This window comes from Citrobacter sp. C13 (assembly GCF_014596815.2).
In the GTDB taxonomy this organism is placed as follows: Bacteria; Pseudomonadota; Gammaproteobacteria; order Enterobacterales; family Enterobacteriaceae; genus Citrobacter; species Citrobacter portucalensis.
The window spans coordinates 4,025,979-4,044,643 of record NZ_CP115024.1; the positions used below are offsets into that span (position 1 = coordinate 4,025,979).

General features: G+C 53.1%; 15 protein-coding genes. 7 read left to right on the top strand and 8 right to left on the bottom strand.

Annotated features, from left to right (window positions below):
• Nucleotides 1–46: 46 nt before the first annotated feature.
• The gene (locus IB222_RS19255; protein WP_149384471.1) at nt 47–988 is read right to left on the bottom strand and encodes an electron transfer flavoprotein subunit alpha/FixB family protein; all 942 of its coding nucleotides are present in this window, start codon (nt 986–988) and stop codon (nt 47–49) included.
• Between the two features lie 15 nt (nt 989–1,003).
• Nucleotides 1,004–1,774 (bottom strand): electron transfer flavoprotein FixA, encoded by a 771-nt coding sequence (locus IB222_RS19260; RefSeq protein ID WP_149281227.1) that lies wholly within the window; start codon nt 1,772–1,774, stop codon nt 1,004–1,006.
• Nucleotides 1,775–2,254: 480 nt separating this feature from the next.
• Between IB222_RS19260 and caiT the strand changes: the two genes are divergently transcribed.
• The 6 genes from caiT (at nt 2,255) to caiE (ending at nt 9,397) form a co-directional block, all read left to right on the top strand.
• Complete coding sequence (caiT, locus tag IB222_RS19265; RefSeq protein ID WP_003829695.1) at nt 2,255–3,772, top strand: L-carnitine/gamma-butyrobetaine antiporter; 1,518 nt, start codon at nt 2,255–2,257, stop codon at nt 3,770–3,772.
• 34 nt (nt 3,773–3,806) lie between these two features.
• On the top strand, nt 3,807–4,949 hold the full coding sequence (gene caiA / locus IB222_RS19270) for a crotonobetainyl-CoA dehydrogenase (protein ID WP_003018898.1): 1,143 nt from the start codon (nt 3,807–3,809) through the stop codon (nt 4,947–4,949).
• 123 nt (nt 4,950–5,072) lie between these two features.
• On the top strand, nt 5,073–6,290 hold the full coding sequence (caiB, locus tag IB222_RS19275; protein WP_126319874.1) for an L-carnitine CoA-transferase: 1,218 nt from the start codon (nt 5,073–5,075) through the stop codon (nt 6,288–6,290).
• Between the two features lie 61 nt (nt 6,291–6,351).
• A complete protein-coding gene (caiC, locus tag IB222_RS19280; protein WP_149384472.1) occupies nt 6,352–7,905 on the top strand; it encodes a crotonobetaine/carnitine-CoA ligase in 1,554 nt (517 codons plus the stop codon).
• 54 nt (nt 7,906–7,959) lie between these two features.
• Nucleotides 7,960–8,745, top strand: a complete 786-nt coding sequence (caiD, locus tag IB222_RS19285) for a crotonobetainyl-CoA hydratase (protein ID WP_063941087.1) — start codon at nt 7,960–7,962, stop codon at nt 8,743–8,745.
• Between the two features lie 55 nt (nt 8,746–8,800).
• Nucleotides 8,801–9,397, top strand: coding sequence for a carnitine operon protein CaiE (gene caiE, locus IB222_RS19290; RefSeq protein ID WP_149335412.1), 597 nt, complete (start codon nt 8,801–8,803; stop codon nt 9,395–9,397).
• A gap of 76 nt (nt 9,398–9,473) precedes the next feature.
• Here caiE and caiF read toward each other — a convergent pair whose 3' ends face one another.
• The 5 genes from caiF to IB222_RS19315 form a co-directional block, all read right to left on the bottom strand.
• Nucleotides 9,474–9,869, bottom strand: coding sequence for a carnitine metabolism transcriptional regulator CaiF (gene caiF / locus IB222_RS19295; protein ID WP_003829705.1), 396 nt, complete (start codon nt 9,867–9,869; stop codon nt 9,474–9,476).
• 277 nt (nt 9,870–10,146) lie between these two features.
• The gene (gene carB / locus IB222_RS19300; protein ID WP_003829707.1) at nt 10,147–13,371 is read right to left on the bottom strand and encodes a carbamoyl-phosphate synthase large subunit; all 3,225 of its coding nucleotides are present in this window, start codon (nt 13,369–13,371) and stop codon (nt 10,147–10,149) included.
• Nucleotides 13,372–13,388: 17 nt separating this feature from the next.
• Entirely contained in the window at nt 13,389–14,537 is a 1,149-nt protein-coding gene (gene carA, locus IB222_RS19305) for a glutamine-hydrolyzing carbamoyl-phosphate synthase small subunit (RefSeq protein WP_079937123.1), read from the bottom strand.
• A gap of 455 nt (nt 14,538–14,992) precedes the next feature.
• A complete protein-coding gene (gene dapB / locus IB222_RS19310; protein ID WP_008786159.1) occupies nt 14,993–15,814 on the bottom strand; it encodes a 4-hydroxy-tetrahydrodipicolinate reductase in 822 nt (273 codons plus the stop codon).
• A 268-nt stretch (nt 15,815–16,082) separates the two neighbouring features.
• Nucleotides 16,083–16,715 (bottom strand): hypothetical protein, encoded by a 633-nt coding sequence (locus IB222_RS19315; RefSeq protein WP_003829712.1) that lies wholly within the window; start codon nt 16,713–16,715, stop codon nt 16,083–16,085.
• Nucleotides 16,716–16,807: 92 nt separating this feature from the next.
• Between IB222_RS19315 and IB222_RS19320 the strand changes: the two genes are divergently transcribed.
• Nucleotides 16,808–17,716: a LysR family transcriptional regulator gene (locus IB222_RS19320; RefSeq protein WP_126319296.1), complete on the top strand. Its 909-nt coding sequence runs from the start codon at nt 16,808–16,810 to the stop codon at nt 17,714–17,716.
• Here the strand turns inward: IB222_RS19320 and rihC are convergent, their stop codons facing one another.
• Entirely contained in the window at nt 17,717–18,631 is a 915-nt protein-coding gene (rihC, locus tag IB222_RS19325) for a ribonucleoside hydrolase RihC (RefSeq protein WP_126319298.1), read from the bottom strand.
• Between the last annotated feature and the right edge of the window lie 34 nt (nt 18,632–18,665).

Sequence of the window (18,665 nt, forward strand, 5' to 3'; positions counted from 1 at the left end):
GTACTCCTGTCAGTGGCAGGATACTTTCGCATCCTGCCCGAATGGTTTAACGCGCCAGAGCCGCCGTCAGCGCAGGCAGGATCTTCAGCGCATCGCCAACGATGCCAAAATCTGCGTACTGGAAGATCGGCGCATTTTTATCTTTGTTGATGGCGAAAATCGTCTGCGCGCCGTTGGCGCCGACCATATGTTGGATCTGCCCGGAGATCCCCACGGCCAGGTACAGTTCTGGTTTGAGCATCAGGTTGGAAATGCCGACGTAGCGTTCGTGCTCCATCCACTTCTCGTTTTCCGCCACTGGACGGGAACAGGCCAGCTCAGCGCCAATCGCCTGGCACAGCGCTTCGGCCAGCGAGATATTTTCTTTGCTACCAATACCGCGTCCCACGCTGACCACCAGACGGGCTTTGTCGAGATCAACGCTATTGCTCTGACGCGCCTGAGTGGCCGTACGGGTCACGGCGATAGCCGGAGCCTGCCACTGGACGGTGTGCACCTCGCAGCTGCGAGCGGTATCCGGTTGCTGCGCGTCAAACGTTCCACTGCTGAGTGTGATCACAGCAAACGGTGAAGCGATTGTTTCTGCTCCCATCGCCAGGCCGCCGTAGACCATATGTTTGACCGCCGCTTTTCCGTCCTGTACTTCGACTGCGCTGGCGTCGTTTGAAACCGCAGCCGACAAGCGAAAGCCCAGCTTTGCTGCTAACAGCTTGCCCCGACGCGTATTCGGCAGCAGCACCGCGCCGCCCTCGCTGTGCTGACGAATGGTTTCGGCCATCGCATCGGCGTAGTCTTCAACCATACGGTCTTCTGGTTTGCCGCTGAGCAGCCAGACATGATCCGCACCTAAATGGCATGCCGCCGCGCTGTCCTCATCGCTGAGCACAAACGTGTTAACGTTTTCACCTAAAGCCTGCGCACCATTCATCAGTTCCGGCAGACGAGAAGGGGTATCGCTGAATACCCAGACACTGGAAAATTTGTTCATAACATCCCCTGATAATTAAATGATTTTGCGAAGATTCTCGACAAACGCGGCAATCTGTTCTTCACCGTCACCTTCAATCACAACGCGCTGACGCTCGCGCTGCTTCGGTGCGGCAACCTGTTGTTCGGAATACGCTTGCGCGCCGTTCAGCCCAATGTCCGCAGACGACCAGACCTGAACCGGTTTTTTCGCCGCGCCAAGAATGGCTTTCATGGAAGGGATTTGAGGGGTGTTGATGTCAGTAGAAACCGCGATAACCGCCGGAAGCAGGATACTCAGGGTTTCAACTTCATCTTCCAGTTCACGCTCTACCGTCAGCGTGCTGTCGGTAAGAGAGAGGATTTTACTCACGCCGTTAATCGCCGGCACGTTCAGCATTTCGCCCACCAGCAGACCAACCTGCTGAGCATAAAGATCGGAAGAACCGTCGCCGCAAATAAGCAGATCAAAACCTGATTTTTGTGCGGCGGCAGCCAGCGCAGTGGCGGTTTGTTGCGGCAGCGCCTGTTCAAATTGATCGTCAATGACAACAATCAGTTCATCAGGGCCACGGGAGAGCACATCTTTGCGCCCTTTTGCATTGGTCAGCGCTTTGCCGCCGACGCTCATAGCCACAACCTGAGCCTCTCCCACCTGCTGTTTTAACTGGCAAGCCGCTTCGATCGCATTCAGATCATATTGGCTGATTTTGCCATCTGCTTTGCTGAAATCGAGTGTTCCATCAGCATTATTAATCGCAATATCCTGCTCATCAGGTACGCATTTGTAGCAAGTAATTATCTTCATTGCATCTCCAGAAATCATGAAGGAAACGTATTTATATCGGCGGTGTTAAATACAGATATCACGCTCTTTAATTCGGAAATAAAACATTAATCACCAATATTGAAAATGTCACACATTGATATTCGTAATTTTCAATAGTGTTATGCACCTCACCAATATTGAAAGAAACATGTCAATTACGAAAATTTTCAATATTGTTTGCTGGTTCAACAATATTGAACGCCAGTCACTTAAAAAAGTTAAAAAATCAACATTAACATTATGATTAATAAAAGAATTATTTGGATTTTCAGACAAAATAACTAGCATAAAAAAGTGTGACACAGATAACAGAATAGCCGGAAGTGAATACCCATTATGAGTTACTCACTGAGGCGCCCCAGAGGTTAAAAAGTTATCAACAAATCATTAATAACAAATAAACAAACAATCACATACGGGCACGCTAAATAAATTTCGTTTTCACACTGGAATTCACTTATGAAAAATGAAAAGAGAAAGTCGGGAATTGAACCGAAGGTTTTTTTTCCGCCATTAATAATTGTTGGGATACTTTGTTGGCTAACAGTAAGAGATCTTGATGCCGCTAACGTCGTTATTAATGCGGTATTCAGTTATGTCACCAACGTCTGGGGTTGGGCATTCGAATGGTATATGGTCGTCATGCTCTTCGGTTGGTTCTGGTTGGTCTTTGGCCCGTATTCGAAAAAGAAATTAGGCGACGAAAAACCTGAGTTTAGTACCGCCAGCTGGATTTTTATGATGTTCGCTTCCTGTACATCCGCCGCGGTGCTGTTCTGGGGTTCCATCGAGATCTACTACTATATCTCTACCCCGCCGTTTGCTCTCGCCCCCAACTCCGTTGGCGCAAAAGAGATAGCTCTGGCGTACAGCTTGTTCCACTGGGGACCGCTGCCGTGGGCGACCTACAGCTTCCTTTCAGTCGCGTTCGCCTACTTCTTCTTTGTACGCAAAATGGACGTTATCCGCCCCAGTTCCACACTGGTGCCGTTAGTTGGCGAGAAGCATGCTAAGGGCTTGTTCGGCACCATCGTCGATAACTTCTATCTGGTGGCGCTGATCTTCGCGATGGGCACCAGCCTCGGTCTCGCTACCCCGCTGGTAACCGAGTGTATGCAATGGCTGTTCGGTATTCCGCATACGCTGCAACTCGACGCCATCATCATTACCTGCTGGATCATATTGAACGCCATTTGCGTGGCCTGCGGCCTGCAAAAAGGGGTCAAGATCGCCAGCGACGTACGTAGTTACCTGAGCTTCCTGATGCTCGGCTGGGTGTTTATCGTCAGCGGCGCCAGCTTCATCATGAACTACTTCACCGACTCGGTCGGCATGCTGCTGATGCATCTGCCACGCATGCTGTTCTATACCGATGCCATCGGCAAAGGCGGCTTCCCGCAGGGCTGGACTGTTTTCTACTGGGCGTGGTGGGTCATTTACGCCATCCAGATGAGTATCTTCCTGGCGCGTATTTCTCGTGGTCGTACCGTACGTGAACTGTGTTTCGGGATGGTACTGGGCCTGACCGCTTCGACCTGGATCCTGTGGACCGTCCTTGGCAGCAACACGCTGCTGCTGATGGATAAAAACATTCTCAACATCCCACAGTTGATTGAACAACACGGCGTGGCGCGCGCCATTATCGAAACCTGGGCTGCTTTACCGCTTAGCACCGCCACCATGTGGGGATTCTTTATCCTCTGCTTTATTGCCACCGTCACGCTAATTAACGCCTGCTCCTACACCCTGGCGATGTCCACCTGTCGCGAAGTTCGTGATGGTGAAGAACCGCCGCTGTTGGTGCGTATCGGTTGGTCCGTTCTGGTCGGCGTCATCGGCATCGTTCTGCTGGCGCTGGGTGGGTTGAAGCCCATTCAGACCGCAATTATCGCCGGGGGATGTCCGCTGTTCTTCGTCAACATCATGGTGACGCTGTCCTTTATTAAAGACGCCAAAGTGCACTGGAAAGACAAGTAATTCTTATTAACCCAATTGATCAAGAGGCTGAAAGATGGATTTCAACTTAAATGACGAGCAGGAACTGTTTGTCGCCGGTATTCGTGAACTGATGGCCAGTGAGAACTGGGAAGCTTATTTTGCCGAGTGCGATCGCGACAGCGTCTACCCTGAGCGTTTTGTAAAAGCGCTGGCGGATATGGGCATCGATAGCCTGTTGATCCCGGAAGAACACGGCGGGCTGGAAGCCGGTTTTGTCACCGTTGCCGCCGTCTGGATGGAACTCGGACGTCTTGGCGCACCGACTTACGTGTTGTACCAATTACCAGGCGGTTTTAACACTTTTCTGCGTGAAGGTACCCAAGAGCAAATTGATAAAATCATGGCGTTCCAGGGGACCGGTAAGCAGATGTGGAACTCGGCGATCACAGAACCGGGAGCGGGATCGGATGTTGGCAGTCTGAAAACCACTTATACACGCAAAAATGGTAAGGTTTATCTTAATGGCAGTAAGTGCTTTATCACCAGTAGCGCCTATACCCCGTACATCGTAGTGATGGCGAGAGATGGTGCATCGCCGGATAAACCTGTTTATACCGAGTGGTTTGTTGACATGAGCAAGGCGGGTATCAAGGTCAACAAACTGGAGAAACTCGGTCTGCGCATGGATAGCTGCTGTGAAATCACCTTTGATGACGTTGAACTGGACGAGAAAGACATGTTCGGTCGGGAAGGTAATGGCTTCAACCGTGTGAAAGAAGAGTTTGACCATGAACGCTTCCTCGTCGCGCTGACCAACTACGGTACGGCAATGTGTGCTTTTGAAGACGCAGCGCGTTATGCCAACCAACGCGTACAGTTTGGCGAAACGATCGGCCGTTTCCAGCTGATCCAGGAGAAGTTCGCGCACATGGCGATCAAACTGAATTCCATGAAAAACATGCTGCTGGAAGCCGCATGGAAAGCGGATAACGGCACCATTACTTCGGGTGACGCGGCAATGTGTAAATACTTCTGCGCCAACGCCGCGTTCGAGGTGGTAGACACCGCCATGCAGGTACTGGGAGGTGTTGGTATCGCGGGCAACCACCGCATCACGCGTTTCTGGCGTGACCTGCGCGTTGACCGTGTTTCTGGTGGTTCTGACGAAATGCAGATCCTGACGTTGGGTCGTGCGGTACTCAAGCAATACCGATAGAACGACGCAACCTGTAGGCCTGATAAGACGCCTTAGCGTCGCCATCAGGCACTCAATGCCGGATGGCGGCGCGAGCGCCTTATCCGGCCTACATGGACACCCATAAATGCCAGGAGAAAAATGATGAATCATTTACCAATGCCAGCCTTCGGCCCGCTTTCCGGGGTACGCGTTGTCTTTTCAGGGATCGAAATTGCCGGTCCTTTCGCCGGACAGATGTTCGCCGAATGGGGCGCCGAGGTTATCTGGATTGAAAACGTCGCATGGGCCGATACCATCCGCGTGCAGCCTAACTACCCGCAGCTCTCACGCCGTAACCTGCACGCCCTGTCGCTGAATATTTTCAAAGATGAAGGCCGGGAAGCGTTTCTGAAGCTGATGGAAACCACCGATATTTTCATTGAAGCCAGTAAAGGCCCAGCCTTTGCCCGCCGCGGTATTACCGATGAAGTGCTGTGGGAACATAACCCGAAACTGGTTATCGCCCACCTTTCCGGCTTCGGCCAGTTTGGAACCGAGGAGTACACCAATCTTCCGGCGTATAACACCATCGCACAGGCGTTCAGCGGCTATCTGATCCAAAACGGCGACGTGGATCAGCCAATGCCCGCCTTCCCATACACCGCCGATTACTTCTCCGGGATGACCGCAACGACAGCAGCGCTGGCAGCCCTGCACAAAGTGCGCGAAACGGGTAAAGGTGAAAGCATCGATATCGCTATGTACGAAGTGATGCTGCGCATGGGTCAGTATTTCATGATGGATTACTTCAACGGCGGCGAAATTTGCCCACGCATGACCAAAGGCAAAGACCCATATTACGCTGGCTGCGGCCTGTATAAATGCGCCGATGGCTATATCGTCATGGAGCTGGTCGGCATCACGCAAATCAACGAATGCTTCAAGGATATTGGCCTCGCCCACATTCTTGGCACACCGGAAGTCCCGGAAGGCACCCAGCTTATCCATCGTGTGGAATGCCCTTACGGCCCGCTTGTGGAAGAGAAACTGGACGCCTGGCTGGCAACGCACACCATCGCCGAAGTCCAGACGCGCTTTGCTGAGCTGAACATCGCCTGCGCGAAGGTGCTGACTATTCCTGAACTGGAAGGCAACCCGCAGTACGTTGCCCGTGAATCTATTACTCAGTGGCAAACAATGGATGGCCGCACCTGCAAAGGGCCAAACATCATGCCGAAATTTAAAAACAACCCGGGGAAAATCTGGCGCGGCATGCCGTCACATGGCATGGATACTGCCGCCATTCTGAAAAATATTGGTTATAGCGAAGCAGACATAAATGAGCTGGTCGGCAAAGGCCTGGCCAGAGTTGAGGAATAAACGCGACGCGCTGACCCCTCGATGGTTAGCGCTCACGCCTGATTTCAGTGGATAAAGCAATATGGATATCGTTGGCGGACAAAACTTACGTCAGATGTGGGACGACCTGGCCGGGGTGTACGGAGATAAAACGGCGTTAATTTTCGAATCCTGCGAAGGAGTCGTTCGGCAGTTTAGCTATGCCTCGCTCAATGAAGAGATTAACCGCACGGCAAACCTGTTCCATTCCTTAGGGATCCGCAAGGGCGATAAGGTCGCATTGCATCTGGATAACTGTCCGGAATTCATTTTTTGCTGGTTTGGGCTGGCAAAAATTGGCGCCATCATGGTACCGATTAATGCCCGCTTGCTGGGTGAAGAAAGTGCCTGGATCCTGCAAAACAGCCAGGTAAGTCTGCTGGTCACCAGCGCCCAGTTTTATCCTATGTACCGCCAGATACGGCTGGAAAATAGCACCCCGCTTAATCATATCTGTCTGATTGGCGAACAGCTTCCGACTGACGACGGTGTGAGTCACTTTACCCAACTGCAATCCCGCCAGTCCACCACGCTGTGCTATACGCCCGCGTTATCCACTGACGATACGGCGGAAATTCTGTTTACCTCAGGCACCACCTCACGGCCTAAAGGGGTGGTAATTACCCACTACAACCTGCGGTTTGCAGGCTACTACTCTGCCTGGCAAATCGCCCTGCGCGATGATGACGTCTACATGACGGTGATGCCCGCGTTTCATATCGACTGTCAGTGTACCGCCGCAATGCCCGCATTCTCCGCTGGCAGCACCTTTGTGCTGCTAGAGAAGTACAGTGCCAGGGCGTTCTGGAATCAGGTGCATAGATATAAGGCGACGGTTACTGAATGCATTCCGATGATGATCAGAACGCTAATGGTGCAGCCCGCTGCACCAACCGACAGACAGCATCACCTGCGCGAAGTGATGTTCTATCTCAATTTATCCGAGCAGGAAAAAGACGATTTTACCGAACGCTTTGGCGTCAGGCTGCTGACCTCCTACGGTATGACTGAAACCATCGTCGGTATTATCGGCGACCGTCCCGGAGACAAACGACGCTGGCCCTCCATTGGCCGCGTGGGATTTAGCTATGAAGCCGAAATCCGTGACGATCACAACCGTCCCCTGCCCGCCGGAGAAATTGGCGAAATCTGTATTAAAGGCGTGCCGGGCAAAACCATCTTCAAAGAGTACTACGCGCAGCCGGAGGCTACCGCCAAAGCGCTGGAGCCCGGGGGCTGGTTACATACCGGTGATTCAGGCTATCAGGATGAGGATGGCTATTTTTATTTCGTCGACAGACGCTGCAACATGATTAAACGCGGCGGGGAAAATGTCTCCTGCGTCGAGCTGGAAAATATTATTTCTGCGCATCCGAAAATTCAGGACATTGTGGTTGTCGGTATTAAAGATTCAATCCGTGATGAAGCCATTAAAGCGTTTATCGTCCTTAATGAAGGTGAAACATTAAGCGAAGCCGAGTTCTTCAGCTTCTGCGAAAACAATATGGCGAAATTCAAGGTTCCCTCTTTTATGGAGATAAGAACCGACCTGCCGCGCAATTGTTCAGGAAAAATAATCAAAAAAAATCTGAAATAACCCTTCCGACAGGAACTCCTCCTGCCGGGAAATCTATTTATCTGGAGATGAACTATGAGTGAATCATTACATCTGACCCGTAACGGCCCGATCCTGGAAATTACCCTCGACCGACCTAAAGCCAATGCCATTGACGCCAAAACCAGCTTTGCCATGGGTGAAGCGTTTCTTAATTTTCGTGACGACCCGGAATTACGCGTAGCGATTATCACCGGCGGCGGTGAGAAATTCTTTTCTGCGGGCTGGGACTTAAAAGCGGCGGCTGAAGGTGAAGCGCCGGATGCCGATTTTGGCCCAGGCGGCTTTGCCGGTTTAACCGAAATCTTCGACCTCGATAAACCGGTCATCGCTGCGGTAAACGGCTATGCGTTTGGCGGTGGTTTTGAATTGGCGCTGGCAGCGGATTTTATCGTCTGCGCGGATAACGCCAGCTTCGCACTACCGGAAGCCAAGCTCGGGATCGTGCCAGACAGCGGTGGCGTACTGCGTCTGCCTAAGCTGCTGCCACCGGCAATCGTCAACGAAATGGTGATGACCGGCAGACGAATGAGCGCCGAAGAAGCGCTGCGCTGGGGCATCGTCAACCGCGTTGTCAGCCAGAGCGAACTGATGGATAGCGCGCGTGAACTGGCGCAGCAGTTGGTGAATAGCGCCCCGCTCGCGATCGCCGCACTGAAAGAGATTTACCGCACCACCAGCGAAATGCCGGTGGAAGAAGGCTACCGCTACATCCGCAGCGGCGTGCTGAAGCACTATCCATCTGTACTGCATTCGGAAGATGCGCTTGAAGGTCCGCAGGCGTTTGCAGAAAAACGCGACCCGGTGTGGAAAGGTCGTTAATGAGCCGATGCCGGATAGCGATTCGCTGATCCGGCAATAAAACCGAGATAAAACGATGAGCTACTACGCCTTTGAGGGCCTGATTCCGGTGGTACATCCGGATGCCTTTGTCCATCCCAGCGCCGTGCTGATTGGCGATGTCATAGTGGGTGCCGGAGTTTATATTGGCCCCCACGCGTCATTGCGCGGTGACTATGGTCGCTTGATCCTGGAGGCTGGTTCTAATTTGCAGGATGGCTGCATCATGCACGGCTACTGTGACACCGATACCATTGTGCATGAGAACGGACACATCGGCCATGGCGCAATCCTGCACGGTTGCGTGGTGGGCAGAGATGCGCTGATCGGCATGAACAGCGTCATTATGGACGGCGCAGTGATTGGCGAAGAGAGCATTGTCGCCGCCATGAGCTTTGTCAAAGCCGGATTTCAGGGAGAGGCAAGGCAGATGCTGGTTGGCTCACCCGCTCGCGTATTGCGTGAAGTCACGGACCAGGAACTGCACTGGAAACGGCTAAACACCAAAGAGTATCAGGATCTTGCAATCCGCTGCCACACAGGTCTACACGAAACACTGCCCTTAACGCGGGTCGAAGAAAACCGGCCACGCCTGAAAGGCACAACGGACGTAAAACCCAAATCAGCACAGTAATTGATGCCGGATGCGCTCACGCTTATCCGGCCTACGCGTCAATCACCGTTTATGCCGCCATCAGGCAAACTGATTATTAGCGACGCATACTCTTGGAGAGCATCATCTGCCATTTCTGCTCACGGTTGAGCTCTGTTGGAGGAACGGCAGACAGGCGTGGCGTTTTCGCCATGCTCACCTTTTTCTCCTGCAAATTGTGATTCAGTCGGCTGTAGAGATGAGAGTCAATACTCACGACTTTCACCAGACGCTGGCACTGACAACCCCGACCGGCAATCTGATTAGGGATCATCTTAACTTCACAAACAATTTCTCCCACTTCCGACAGAATATAAGAGAGCGTATTAATTGCTTTGCAGTGCTCGATATCAAAATGGCGGGAAATTTCCTTTGCGGTGATCCAACGATCCTCGGCCATCATCCAGTCAGCAATTAACAAATAAAGCGGTCTTTCAACATATTTTTCACACATAAGCACACCATTTTCACAAATTAAAAATCTGGCTACGGCCTGTCCAAATTAATAAAAACTAAGCCATATTAAAATTGTGGATATAAAGGATAGTATGCGACTTGAATGTTGATTAGTGTGAGCAATATCGTGCTTATTACATTGAAAATGTGGTTACGGAAACGGACTTGTCCAGGAATGACCTTACGCAAGACAAAAAAAGGGTTTCTTTACAGAAACCCTTTCAAAATTATATTACAGGTCTGGTTAGAGCAATATTCACCGGACCTTTTGTTTATTACTTTTTGATCTGCGCGTGCATTTCCTGCACCGATGTTACCTTCTCGGTGGCATCGGCATTCAACGCCATCGCTGTGGCGAAACCGCCGTTCAGCGTAGTGTCATAATGCACTTTGTACTGCAGCGCGCTGCGGCGAATCAGCTTGGAGTCTTCAATCGCCTGACGACCTTCGGTGGTGTTGATGATATAGGTGTACTCGCCATTCTTGATACGGTCCTGAATGTGCGGACGACCTTCATGCACCTTGTTCACCAGACGTGGATTGATACCCGCTTCACCCAGCACAATCGCGGTCCCGTGCGTCGCATCCAGCTCGAAGCCAAACTTCAGCAGTTTCGCTGCCAGGTCCACCACGCGCTCTTTATCGCCTTCGCGAACGGAGAGCAGCGCACGCCCCTGTTTTTTCATGGTGGAGCTGCTGCCCAACTGTGCCTTGGCGAACGCTTCTGCGAAGGTACGGCCCACGCCCATCACTTCCCCGGTAGAGCGCATTTCTGGCCCTAACAGCGGGTCAACGCCCGGGAATTTGTTGAACGGCAGCACCACTTCTTTTACCGAGTAGTACGGAGGGATTACTTCTTTGGTTACTCCCTGCTGTGCCAGCGTTTTCCCGGCCATCACGCGCGCCGCGACTTTCGCCAGCGGTACACCAGTTGCCTTGGAGACGAACGGAACGGTACGTGCCGCACGCGGGTTCACTTCAATCAGGTAAACTTCGTTATTCTTCACCGCAAACTGGACGTTCATCAGACCGCGAACCTGCAGTTCGAAGGCCAGTTTCTGCACCTGTTGGCGCATCACATCCTGAATTTCCTGGCTCAGGGTGTAAGCAGGCAGAGAACATGCGGAGTCACCGGAGTGTACGCCCGCCTGTTCGATATGCTCCATGATGCCGCCAATCAGCACCATTTCACCGTCGCAGATAGCGTCCACGTCCACTTCAACCGCGTCATCAAGGAAACGATCCAGCAGTACCGGCGCATCGTTAGAAACGCTGACTGCGGTCTGGAAGTAGCGACGCAGGTCGGCTTCGTCGTAGACGATTTCCATCGCGCGACCACCGAGAACATACGACGGACGCACTACCAGCGGGTAGCCAATCTCTTTCGCCTTCTCAACAGCCTGTTCGATAGCCGTTACGGTAGCGTTCGCCGGTTGTTTCAGCTTCAGACGGTCAACCGCCTGCTGGAAACGCTCGCGGTCTTCGGCGCGGTCGATGGCATCCGGGCTGGTACCGATAACCGGCACACCTGCCGCTTCCAGCGCACGCGCCAGCTTCAGCGGGGTCTGTCCGCCGTACTGTACGATGACGCCTTTCGGCTTCTCGATACGCACGATTTCCAGTACGTCTTCCAGCGTGACCGGCTCGAAGTACAGGCGGTCAGAGGTGTCGTAATCAGTTGAAACGGTTTCGGGGTTACAGTTGACCATGATGGTCTCGTAACCGTCTTCGCGCAGCGCCAGCGAGGCGTGTACACAGCAGTAGTCAAACTCAATGCCCTGACCGATACGGTTTGGACCACCGCCCAGCACCATGATTTTATCGCGGTCAACGGACGGGTTCGCTTCGCACTCATCTTCATAGGTGGAGTACATGTAAGCAGTGTCGGTGGCAAATTCTGCCGCACAGGTATCCACGCGTTTGTAGACCGGGTGCAGATTGTACTGGTCGCGCAGTTTGCGGATTTCCGCTTCGCGAACGCCGGCCAGTTTCGCCAGACGCGCATCGGCGAAGCCTTTACGCTTCAGTACGCGCAGGAAGTCAGCGTCGAGGCCGTTGATGCCAAGGTCGGTGACTTTTTCTTCCAGACGTACCAGCTCTTCAATCTGCACCAGGAACCAGCGGTCGATGTTGGTCAGGTTGAACACGCCATCGACGGACAGGCCAGCACGGAAGGCATCGGCGATGTACCAGATACGCTCAGCGCCAGCGTCTTTCAGCTCACGACGGATTTTAGTCAGTGCTTCCGGGTCGTCCAGGCTTACTTTCGGGTCGAAGCCGGTCGCGCCCACTTCCAGACCGCGCAGCGCTTTCTGCAACGATTCCTGCTGGGTACGGCCAATCGCCATCACTTCACCGACAGATTTCATCTGCGTGGTCAGGCGGTCGTTAGCACCAACGAATTTCTCGAAGTTGAAGCGTGGTATTTTCGTCACAACGTAGTCGATGGACGGTTCAAACGAGGCCGGAGTACGGCCACCGGTGATGTCGTTCATCAGTTCATCGAGGGTGTAACCTACGGCCAGCTTGGCGGCAACTTTCGCAATCGGGAAGCCGGTAGCTTTGGACGCCAGCGCCGAGGAGCGGGATACGCGCGGGTTCATCTCGATGACAATCAGGCGACCGTTTTTCGGGTTTACCGCAAACTGGACGTTAGAACCGCCGGTTTCTACGCCGATTTCACGCAGTACCGCCATCGAGGCGTTACGCATGATTTGATATTCTTTGTCGGTCAGCGTCTGGGCAGGTGCTACGGTGATGGAGTCACCGGTATGGATGCCCATCGCATCGAAGTTTTCGATGGAGCAGACGATGATGCAGTTGTCGTTTTTATCACGCACCACTTCCATCTCGTACTCTTTCCAGCCAATCAGTGATTCATCAATCAGCAGCTCGTTGGTTGGGGAAAGATCCAGACCGCGTTCGCAGATTTCTTCGAACTCTTCGCGGTTGTAGGCGATACCGCCACCGGTGCCGCCCATGGTGAAGCTAGGGCGGATAATGCACGGGAAGCCAACGTCAGCGGCAACCGCCAGCGCTTCTTCCATGGTGTGAGCGATGCCTGAACGTGCGGTGTCGAGACCAATCTTCTTCATCGCGATATCGAAGCGACGACGGTCTTCCGCTTTATCAATGGCATCCGCCGTTGCGCCAATCATGGTCACGCCGAACTCAGCCAGTACGCCCTGGCGTTCCAGTTCCAGCGCACAGTTCAGCGCTGTCTGACCGCCCATGGTTGGCAGCACCGCATCCGGGCGTTCTTTCTCAATAATTTTGCGTACCACTTCCCAGTGAATCGGCTCGATGTAGGTGGCATCGGCCATTTCCGGGTCGGTCATGATGGTTGCCGGGTTGGAGTTCACCAGAATAACGCGGTAACCCTCTTCACGCAGGGCTTTACACGCCTGCGCGCCGGAATAGTCAAACTCACACGCCTGACCGATAACAATCGGACCCGCGCCCAGAATCAGGATACTTTTTATGTCTGTACGTTTTGGCATGGCTCTTTTACTCCTGATTATTTCGCGGACTGACGGTATTGCTCAATTAACTCGATAAAGTGGTCGAACAACGGTGCAGCGTCGTGCGGACCCGGACTCGCTTCAGGGTGCCCCTGGAAGCTAAACGCCGGTTTATCGGTACGATGAATCCCCTGCAAGGTGCCGTCGAACAGTGACTTGTGGGTCACGCGCAGGTTGGCAGGCATGGAGGCTTCATCTACAGCAAAACCGTGGTTCTGTGCGGTGATCATCACGGTGTTGTTATCAATATCTTTTACCGGATGGTTGCCGCCGTGGTGGCCAAACTTCATCTTAATGGTCTTCGCACCGCTCGCCAGCGCCAGCAGCTGATGGCCGAGGCAGATGCCAAATACCGGAATATCGGTTTCGAGGAATTTCTGAATCGCGGTAATCGCGTAGTCGCACGGTGCCGGGTCACCAGGGCCGTTGGACAGGAAGATACCGTCCGGATTCATCTTCAGGACTTCTTCTGCAGAGGTTTTTGCCGGCACAACCGTCAGGCGGCAGCCGCGGTCCGCTAACATACGCAGAATGTTACGTTTGGCGCCGAAATCGTAAGCCACAACGTGGAACGGCAGTTCATCGGCGGATTTTGCTTCCGGCAGGTCACCGGCCAGCGTCCAGCTCCCCTGCGTCCAGCTATAAGGCTCCGCGGTGGTCACTTCTTTCGCCAGATCCATACCGTTCAGGCCCGGGAAGGCTTTCGCTTTTTCCAGTGCCAGCGCCGCATCCGGGTTATCGCCCGCGATGATGCAGCCGTTCTGTGCACCCTTTTCACGCAGCAAACGCGTCAGCTTACGGGTATCGATATCAGCAATCGCCACAATGTTATGGCGCTTCAGGTAAGAAGAGAGGTCTTCGGTATCGCGGAAGTTGCTGGCAATCAGCGGCAGGTCGCGGATGACCAGGCCTTGCGCATGTACCTGAGAAGATTCTGCATCGGCTTCATTGGTGCCGACATTACCGATATGAGGATAAGTAAGAGTGACGATTTGGCGGGAATAGGAAGGATCAGTGAGGATTTCTTGATAACCGGTCATTGAAGTATTGAAAACGACTTCCCCAACCGCCGAACCTGTTGCCCCTATGGCCCGACCGTGAAACTGGGTTCCGTCTTCCAGAACCAATAGCGCTGACTTAATCAAAACACCCTCCAGAGAATATTCACTCACTTTATTTGCATATTAATTCATTAACACCTCATGAATCAATGCAAATTTGCTTACCTATGGATTTCTGGCAAACGGCGGCATTCTAGAGATAGCCCACGTAAAAGTCTACCCAAAAGGGCAATTTTTATTATTATTTTGCGCCACTGGGATAAATCACACGATTTAACAGGCAAAAAGATCAGCTAACTCGGGGTGGAAAACGCTTGCGGCAGGCAAAGAGTGTAAAAACAGAATGCGGGAGAGAAAAAAGTGGACCATTTGGTCAAAATTTACATTGAGATAACAGGATCACCCAACAAAATACGGAAAAATAACCAATAAAAAGAAAAAACACATTCAGAAGCTAAAAATAAAAGGGCAATAAAATATTGCCCTATGTAATCAAACAATTATGATTACAATAACCACATCACGAAGGGTAATTAAAGCTATAAACTGCGTAAATCAAGCACATCTTTCATATCAAAAAGACCATTTGACTTTGATTTTAGCCAAATTGCCGAACGCACTGCGCCATTGGCAAAAGTCATGCGGCTGGACGCTTTATGCGTGATCTCAATACGCTCGCCAATATCAGCAAACATCGCGGTGTGCTCACCGACGATATCCCCCGCCCGCACCGTGGCAAAACCGATCGTGCCCGGTACGCGCTCGCCGGTGTAACCCTCACGCGAATAGACGGCACACTCTTTTAAATCTTTATCCAGCGCCCCGGCAATCGCCTCGCCCATCGCCAGCGCAGTGCCTGACGGCGCATCAACTTTATGGCGGTGGTGAGCTTCAATAATCTCAATATCGGTGTAATCGCCCATCACTTTCGCCGCCTTCTCCAGCAGCTTAAGCATAACGTTCACGCCGACGCTAAAGTTCGCGGCGAAAACGATCGCAATCTCCTGCGCGGCATCACGAATAGCCTGTTTACCGGCATCGTCAAAGCCGGTGGTGCCAATCACCATCCCTTTACCGTGCTGACGACAAAACGCCAGATGCGCCAGCGTGCCTTCCGGACGGGTAAAATCGATGAAAACATCGAAATCATCTTTCACCGCGTCAAGGCTGCTTTGCACGGTAACGCCCGTTTTTCCGGCCCCCGCTAATTCTCCGGCATCACTTCCCAGTAAGGACGAGCCTTCGCGCTCTAACGCGGCACCCAATTGAACACCTTCCATCGCCATGGCGGCCTGGATTAACTGCCGTCCCATGCGGCCACCGGCGCCGGCAATTGCGACACGGATTTGTGCTTCATGCATAGCTATTCTCTTTTATAAAAATTGCGTAAACCGTTTTCAGAGTAACCAGCGCGCCCGGAGGCCGCTAGCTGAAAACACCCATAATTAGAATTTAATGATAAACAGAGGGGAATATCAGTAAAAGACATGATTCATCCCGCAGGATGAATCATTGCTGGAGCACAGGAAAGAAGTCAAACTTACTCAGTATGGCGCAAAATGATGGGAAAACGACGGAAATACGAGCACAAACCAGCCAGTCTGCGTAGATATTTTCGCGAGTGTGGTTTTATGGCACGAGCGTGTAGTTGACGATCATTTGCCCTTTTTTCATCTTCACCTGAGTAATCGTCACCGGCCCAATCTCAGAGAGATGCGCAACATGCGTCCCTCCGCAGGGATAAGCAAGGAGATGACCAAATCCAACCTGCCGCAACCCATCGGTGAATGTCACTTGTCTGGAGAGATTGTCTGCCTGCCAGGCGTTGATTTTCTCCTGCAGCGATAGCGTATCCGGTAACGTGCCGTTTTCACCGGCGGCGAAAGTAATGCGCCCCTCATTGGGCCAATGGTGTGCTTTCACCGGGAGCCAGCCGAACGCTGTACCCGCCAGGCCGATAAGATGTCCTGCCGAGTGCAGGCGGGCGTGCAGTTGACGCAGCGCGGCATCCACACGCAGGTTCACGATGCCGGGGAGGAGCGGTTTTGCCACGATGTGCACCACATCGTCACCGCGCGCGAGGACTGTTTCAACCCGCTCATCATCAATCCAGCCCGCATCCGCAGGCTGCCCGCCTCCCTGCGGGTGAAAAAGGGTTCTATCCAGTACCACCGCGTACCGTCCATCCGGCTCAGCCGAGCAACTCAGTAAGTTAGCCTGGCCTTCAGTGTTATCGCTGGTGTAATAAAGACGTTCAGTCATGATTGCTCTCCTTTTGATGGGAAGAGTATATTCACTTTACTGACGGCGATAATCCTGCGCTGGTTCAATGCATCTTTGCCTGGTACGCACAAATGAATCCTAACCTTCTTCCCGACCTTGCCACCTTTGTGTTGATTATCGAGCAAGGGAGCTTCTCCGCCGCCGCCAAAGCCTCGGGTGCTACGCCTTCCGCTATTAGCCGCAGCGCTTCACGTCTCGAGAAGGCGTTGGGCAGTAAGCTGCTGCACCGTACGACGCGCAAGTTGGCGCTCAGCGAAACGGGCAAAATTGTGTATGCACACGCGCAGGAAATGCTGCATGCGGCACAAATGGCTGTCGACTCAGGCAGCAGTCGACAAACCATCGCGCAAGGGCAACTGACCCTCAGCGTGCCGAAAGCGGTGGGGCGATTTGTCATTCATCCGCTGATGGCCGAATTCTTTGCGCGCTACCCGCAAGTGGACGTCTGCCTTCGGCTGGAAGACCGGTATATGGATTTAATCGACGACGGCGTCGACCTTGCACTGCGCATCAGCCAGTCGCCCTCCCCGGGCCTGTACGGGAAACCGCTGATGCCGGTCAGTCATGTGATATGCGCAACCCCCGAATACTTACGCAAGCACGGTACGCCCGAGCATCCGCAGGCACTGCGCGAGCATAGCTGTATCAGTCTTGGCGAGACACCTGCGGATTCACGTTGGAAGTTTCGACGCGGTGAGCGCATGGAGACCATTCAGACTTATGGCCGTTACGCCGCCAACCACACCGGTGTGCGTCTGGACGCGGTAAAAAAGGATCTGGGAATCGGCAGCCTGCCACTGTTCACCGCCAGCGAGGCACTCGCCAATGGCGAGATTGTCCAGGTACTGCCAGAATGGGAATTTATCAGCGACTACAGCGGGGAACTGTGGCTGCTATGGACGCGCAATCAACATATGCCCGCCAGAATGCGGGCGATGATTGATTATCTCAGTGAGAAGGTGCCGTTGCACAACACCTGATTACAGCGCGCGGGCAAATACCTCTGCCACCCACTGCTGGAAACCTTCAACGTTCAGGCCCAGCGCAACCTGCGCATTTGCCGGATGCCCCAGGCGCCCTTCGATGTCCACCACCGTCGTACCCGAGGTATATTCGCCCTGGGTTTCAACCGCCACGAAACACGACTGCAGGGTAAATAGTTCCGGGCGCACCAGCCAGGCAATAGCGCACAGATCGTGCATTCGCAGCCCCGTATTCATACTGCCGCTACGGTAATGGCTAAACAGCGCATGCAGCATTTTCCCCGTCTGGTTAAGCTGGGGGAGCGTCGCCAGATAGTCCGGGGCGAGCATAGCCTGATTAGTGACATCCAGCCCACACATCACAATCTCCAGCCCACTCTGGAAGACTTTCGCGGCGGCCTCGGGATCGATAGCAATATTAAACTCGGCGTTGGGTGTGAAGTTCCCGCGCCCGGCAGAGCCGCCCATAATCACCAGACGCTGAATGTTGAATACGCATTCAGGATAATGAGTCAGCAGCAGCGCAATGTTGGTCAGCGGGCCAATCGCTACAAGCGTCACGGGCTGCGGGGCATGCATCAACGCATCGCGAATCGCCTGGAAAGCGGGTTTTGCCATCGCCTGGCGGTCGTGTTCGACAAATTCATACCCTTCCATACCGGACTCGCCGTGCACGGAAGCGGCATCACGCAGCGGCCGTACCAGCGGCATTGATGCCCCCTGCGCCAGCGGAACATCCGCATTCCAGAAGTGCAGCAACTGCAACGCATTACGGGTGGTTTTTTCCACAGACACATTGCCTGCTACCGTGGTCATCAGTTGCAGATCCAGCTCAGGGGCAAACAGCGCGGCGGCAATGGCGGCGGCATCATCAATGCCGGGATCGGTATCAAGAATGATCGGTAAGCGCATGGTTTCTCCATAAAAAAATGCCAGACGTTAAGTC

Coding starts and splice junctions, on each gene's coding strand:
- IB222_RS19255 (WP_149384471.1), bottom strand. CDS start 988: ATGAACAAATTTTCCAGTGTCTGGGTATTCAGCGATACCCCTTCTCGT.
- IB222_RS19260 (WP_149281227.1), bottom strand. CDS start 1,774: ATGAAGATAATTACTTGCTACAAATGCGTACCTGATGAGCAGGATATT.
- caiT (WP_003829695.1), top strand. CDS start 2,255: ATGAAAAATGAAAAGAGAAAGTCGGGAATTGAACCGAAGGTTTTTTTT.
- caiA (WP_003018898.1), top strand. CDS start 3,807: ATGGATTTCAACTTAAATGACGAGCAGGAACTGTTTGTCGCCGGTATT.
- caiB (WP_126319874.1), top strand. CDS start 5,073: ATGAATCATTTACCAATGCCAGCCTTCGGCCCGCTTTCCGGGGTACGC.
- caiC (WP_149384472.1), top strand. CDS start 6,352: ATGGATATCGTTGGCGGACAAAACTTACGTCAGATGTGGGACGACCTG.
- caiD (WP_063941087.1), top strand. CDS start 7,960: ATGAGTGAATCATTACATCTGACCCGTAACGGCCCGATCCTGGAAATT.
- caiE (WP_149335412.1), top strand. CDS start 8,801: ATGAGCTACTACGCCTTTGAGGGCCTGATTCCGGTGGTACATCCGGAT.
- caiF (WP_003829705.1), bottom strand. CDS start 9,869: ATGTGTGAAAAATATGTTGAAAGACCGCTTTATTTGTTAATTGCTGAC.
- carB (WP_003829707.1), bottom strand. CDS start 13,371: ATGCCAAAACGTACAGACATAAAAAGTATCCTGATTCTGGGCGCGGGT.
- dapB (WP_008786159.1), bottom strand. CDS start 15,814: ATGCATGAAGCACAAATCCGTGTCGCAATTGCCGGCGCCGGTGGCCGC.
- IB222_RS19315 (WP_003829712.1), bottom strand. CDS start 16,715: ATGACTGAACGTCTTTATTACACCAGCGATAACACTGAAGGCCAGGCT.
- IB222_RS19320 (WP_126319296.1), top strand. CDS start 16,808: ATGAATCCTAACCTTCTTCCCGACCTTGCCACCTTTGTGTTGATTATC.
- rihC (WP_126319298.1), bottom strand. CDS start 18,631: ATGCGCTTACCGATCATTCTTGATACCGATCCCGGCATTGATGATGCC.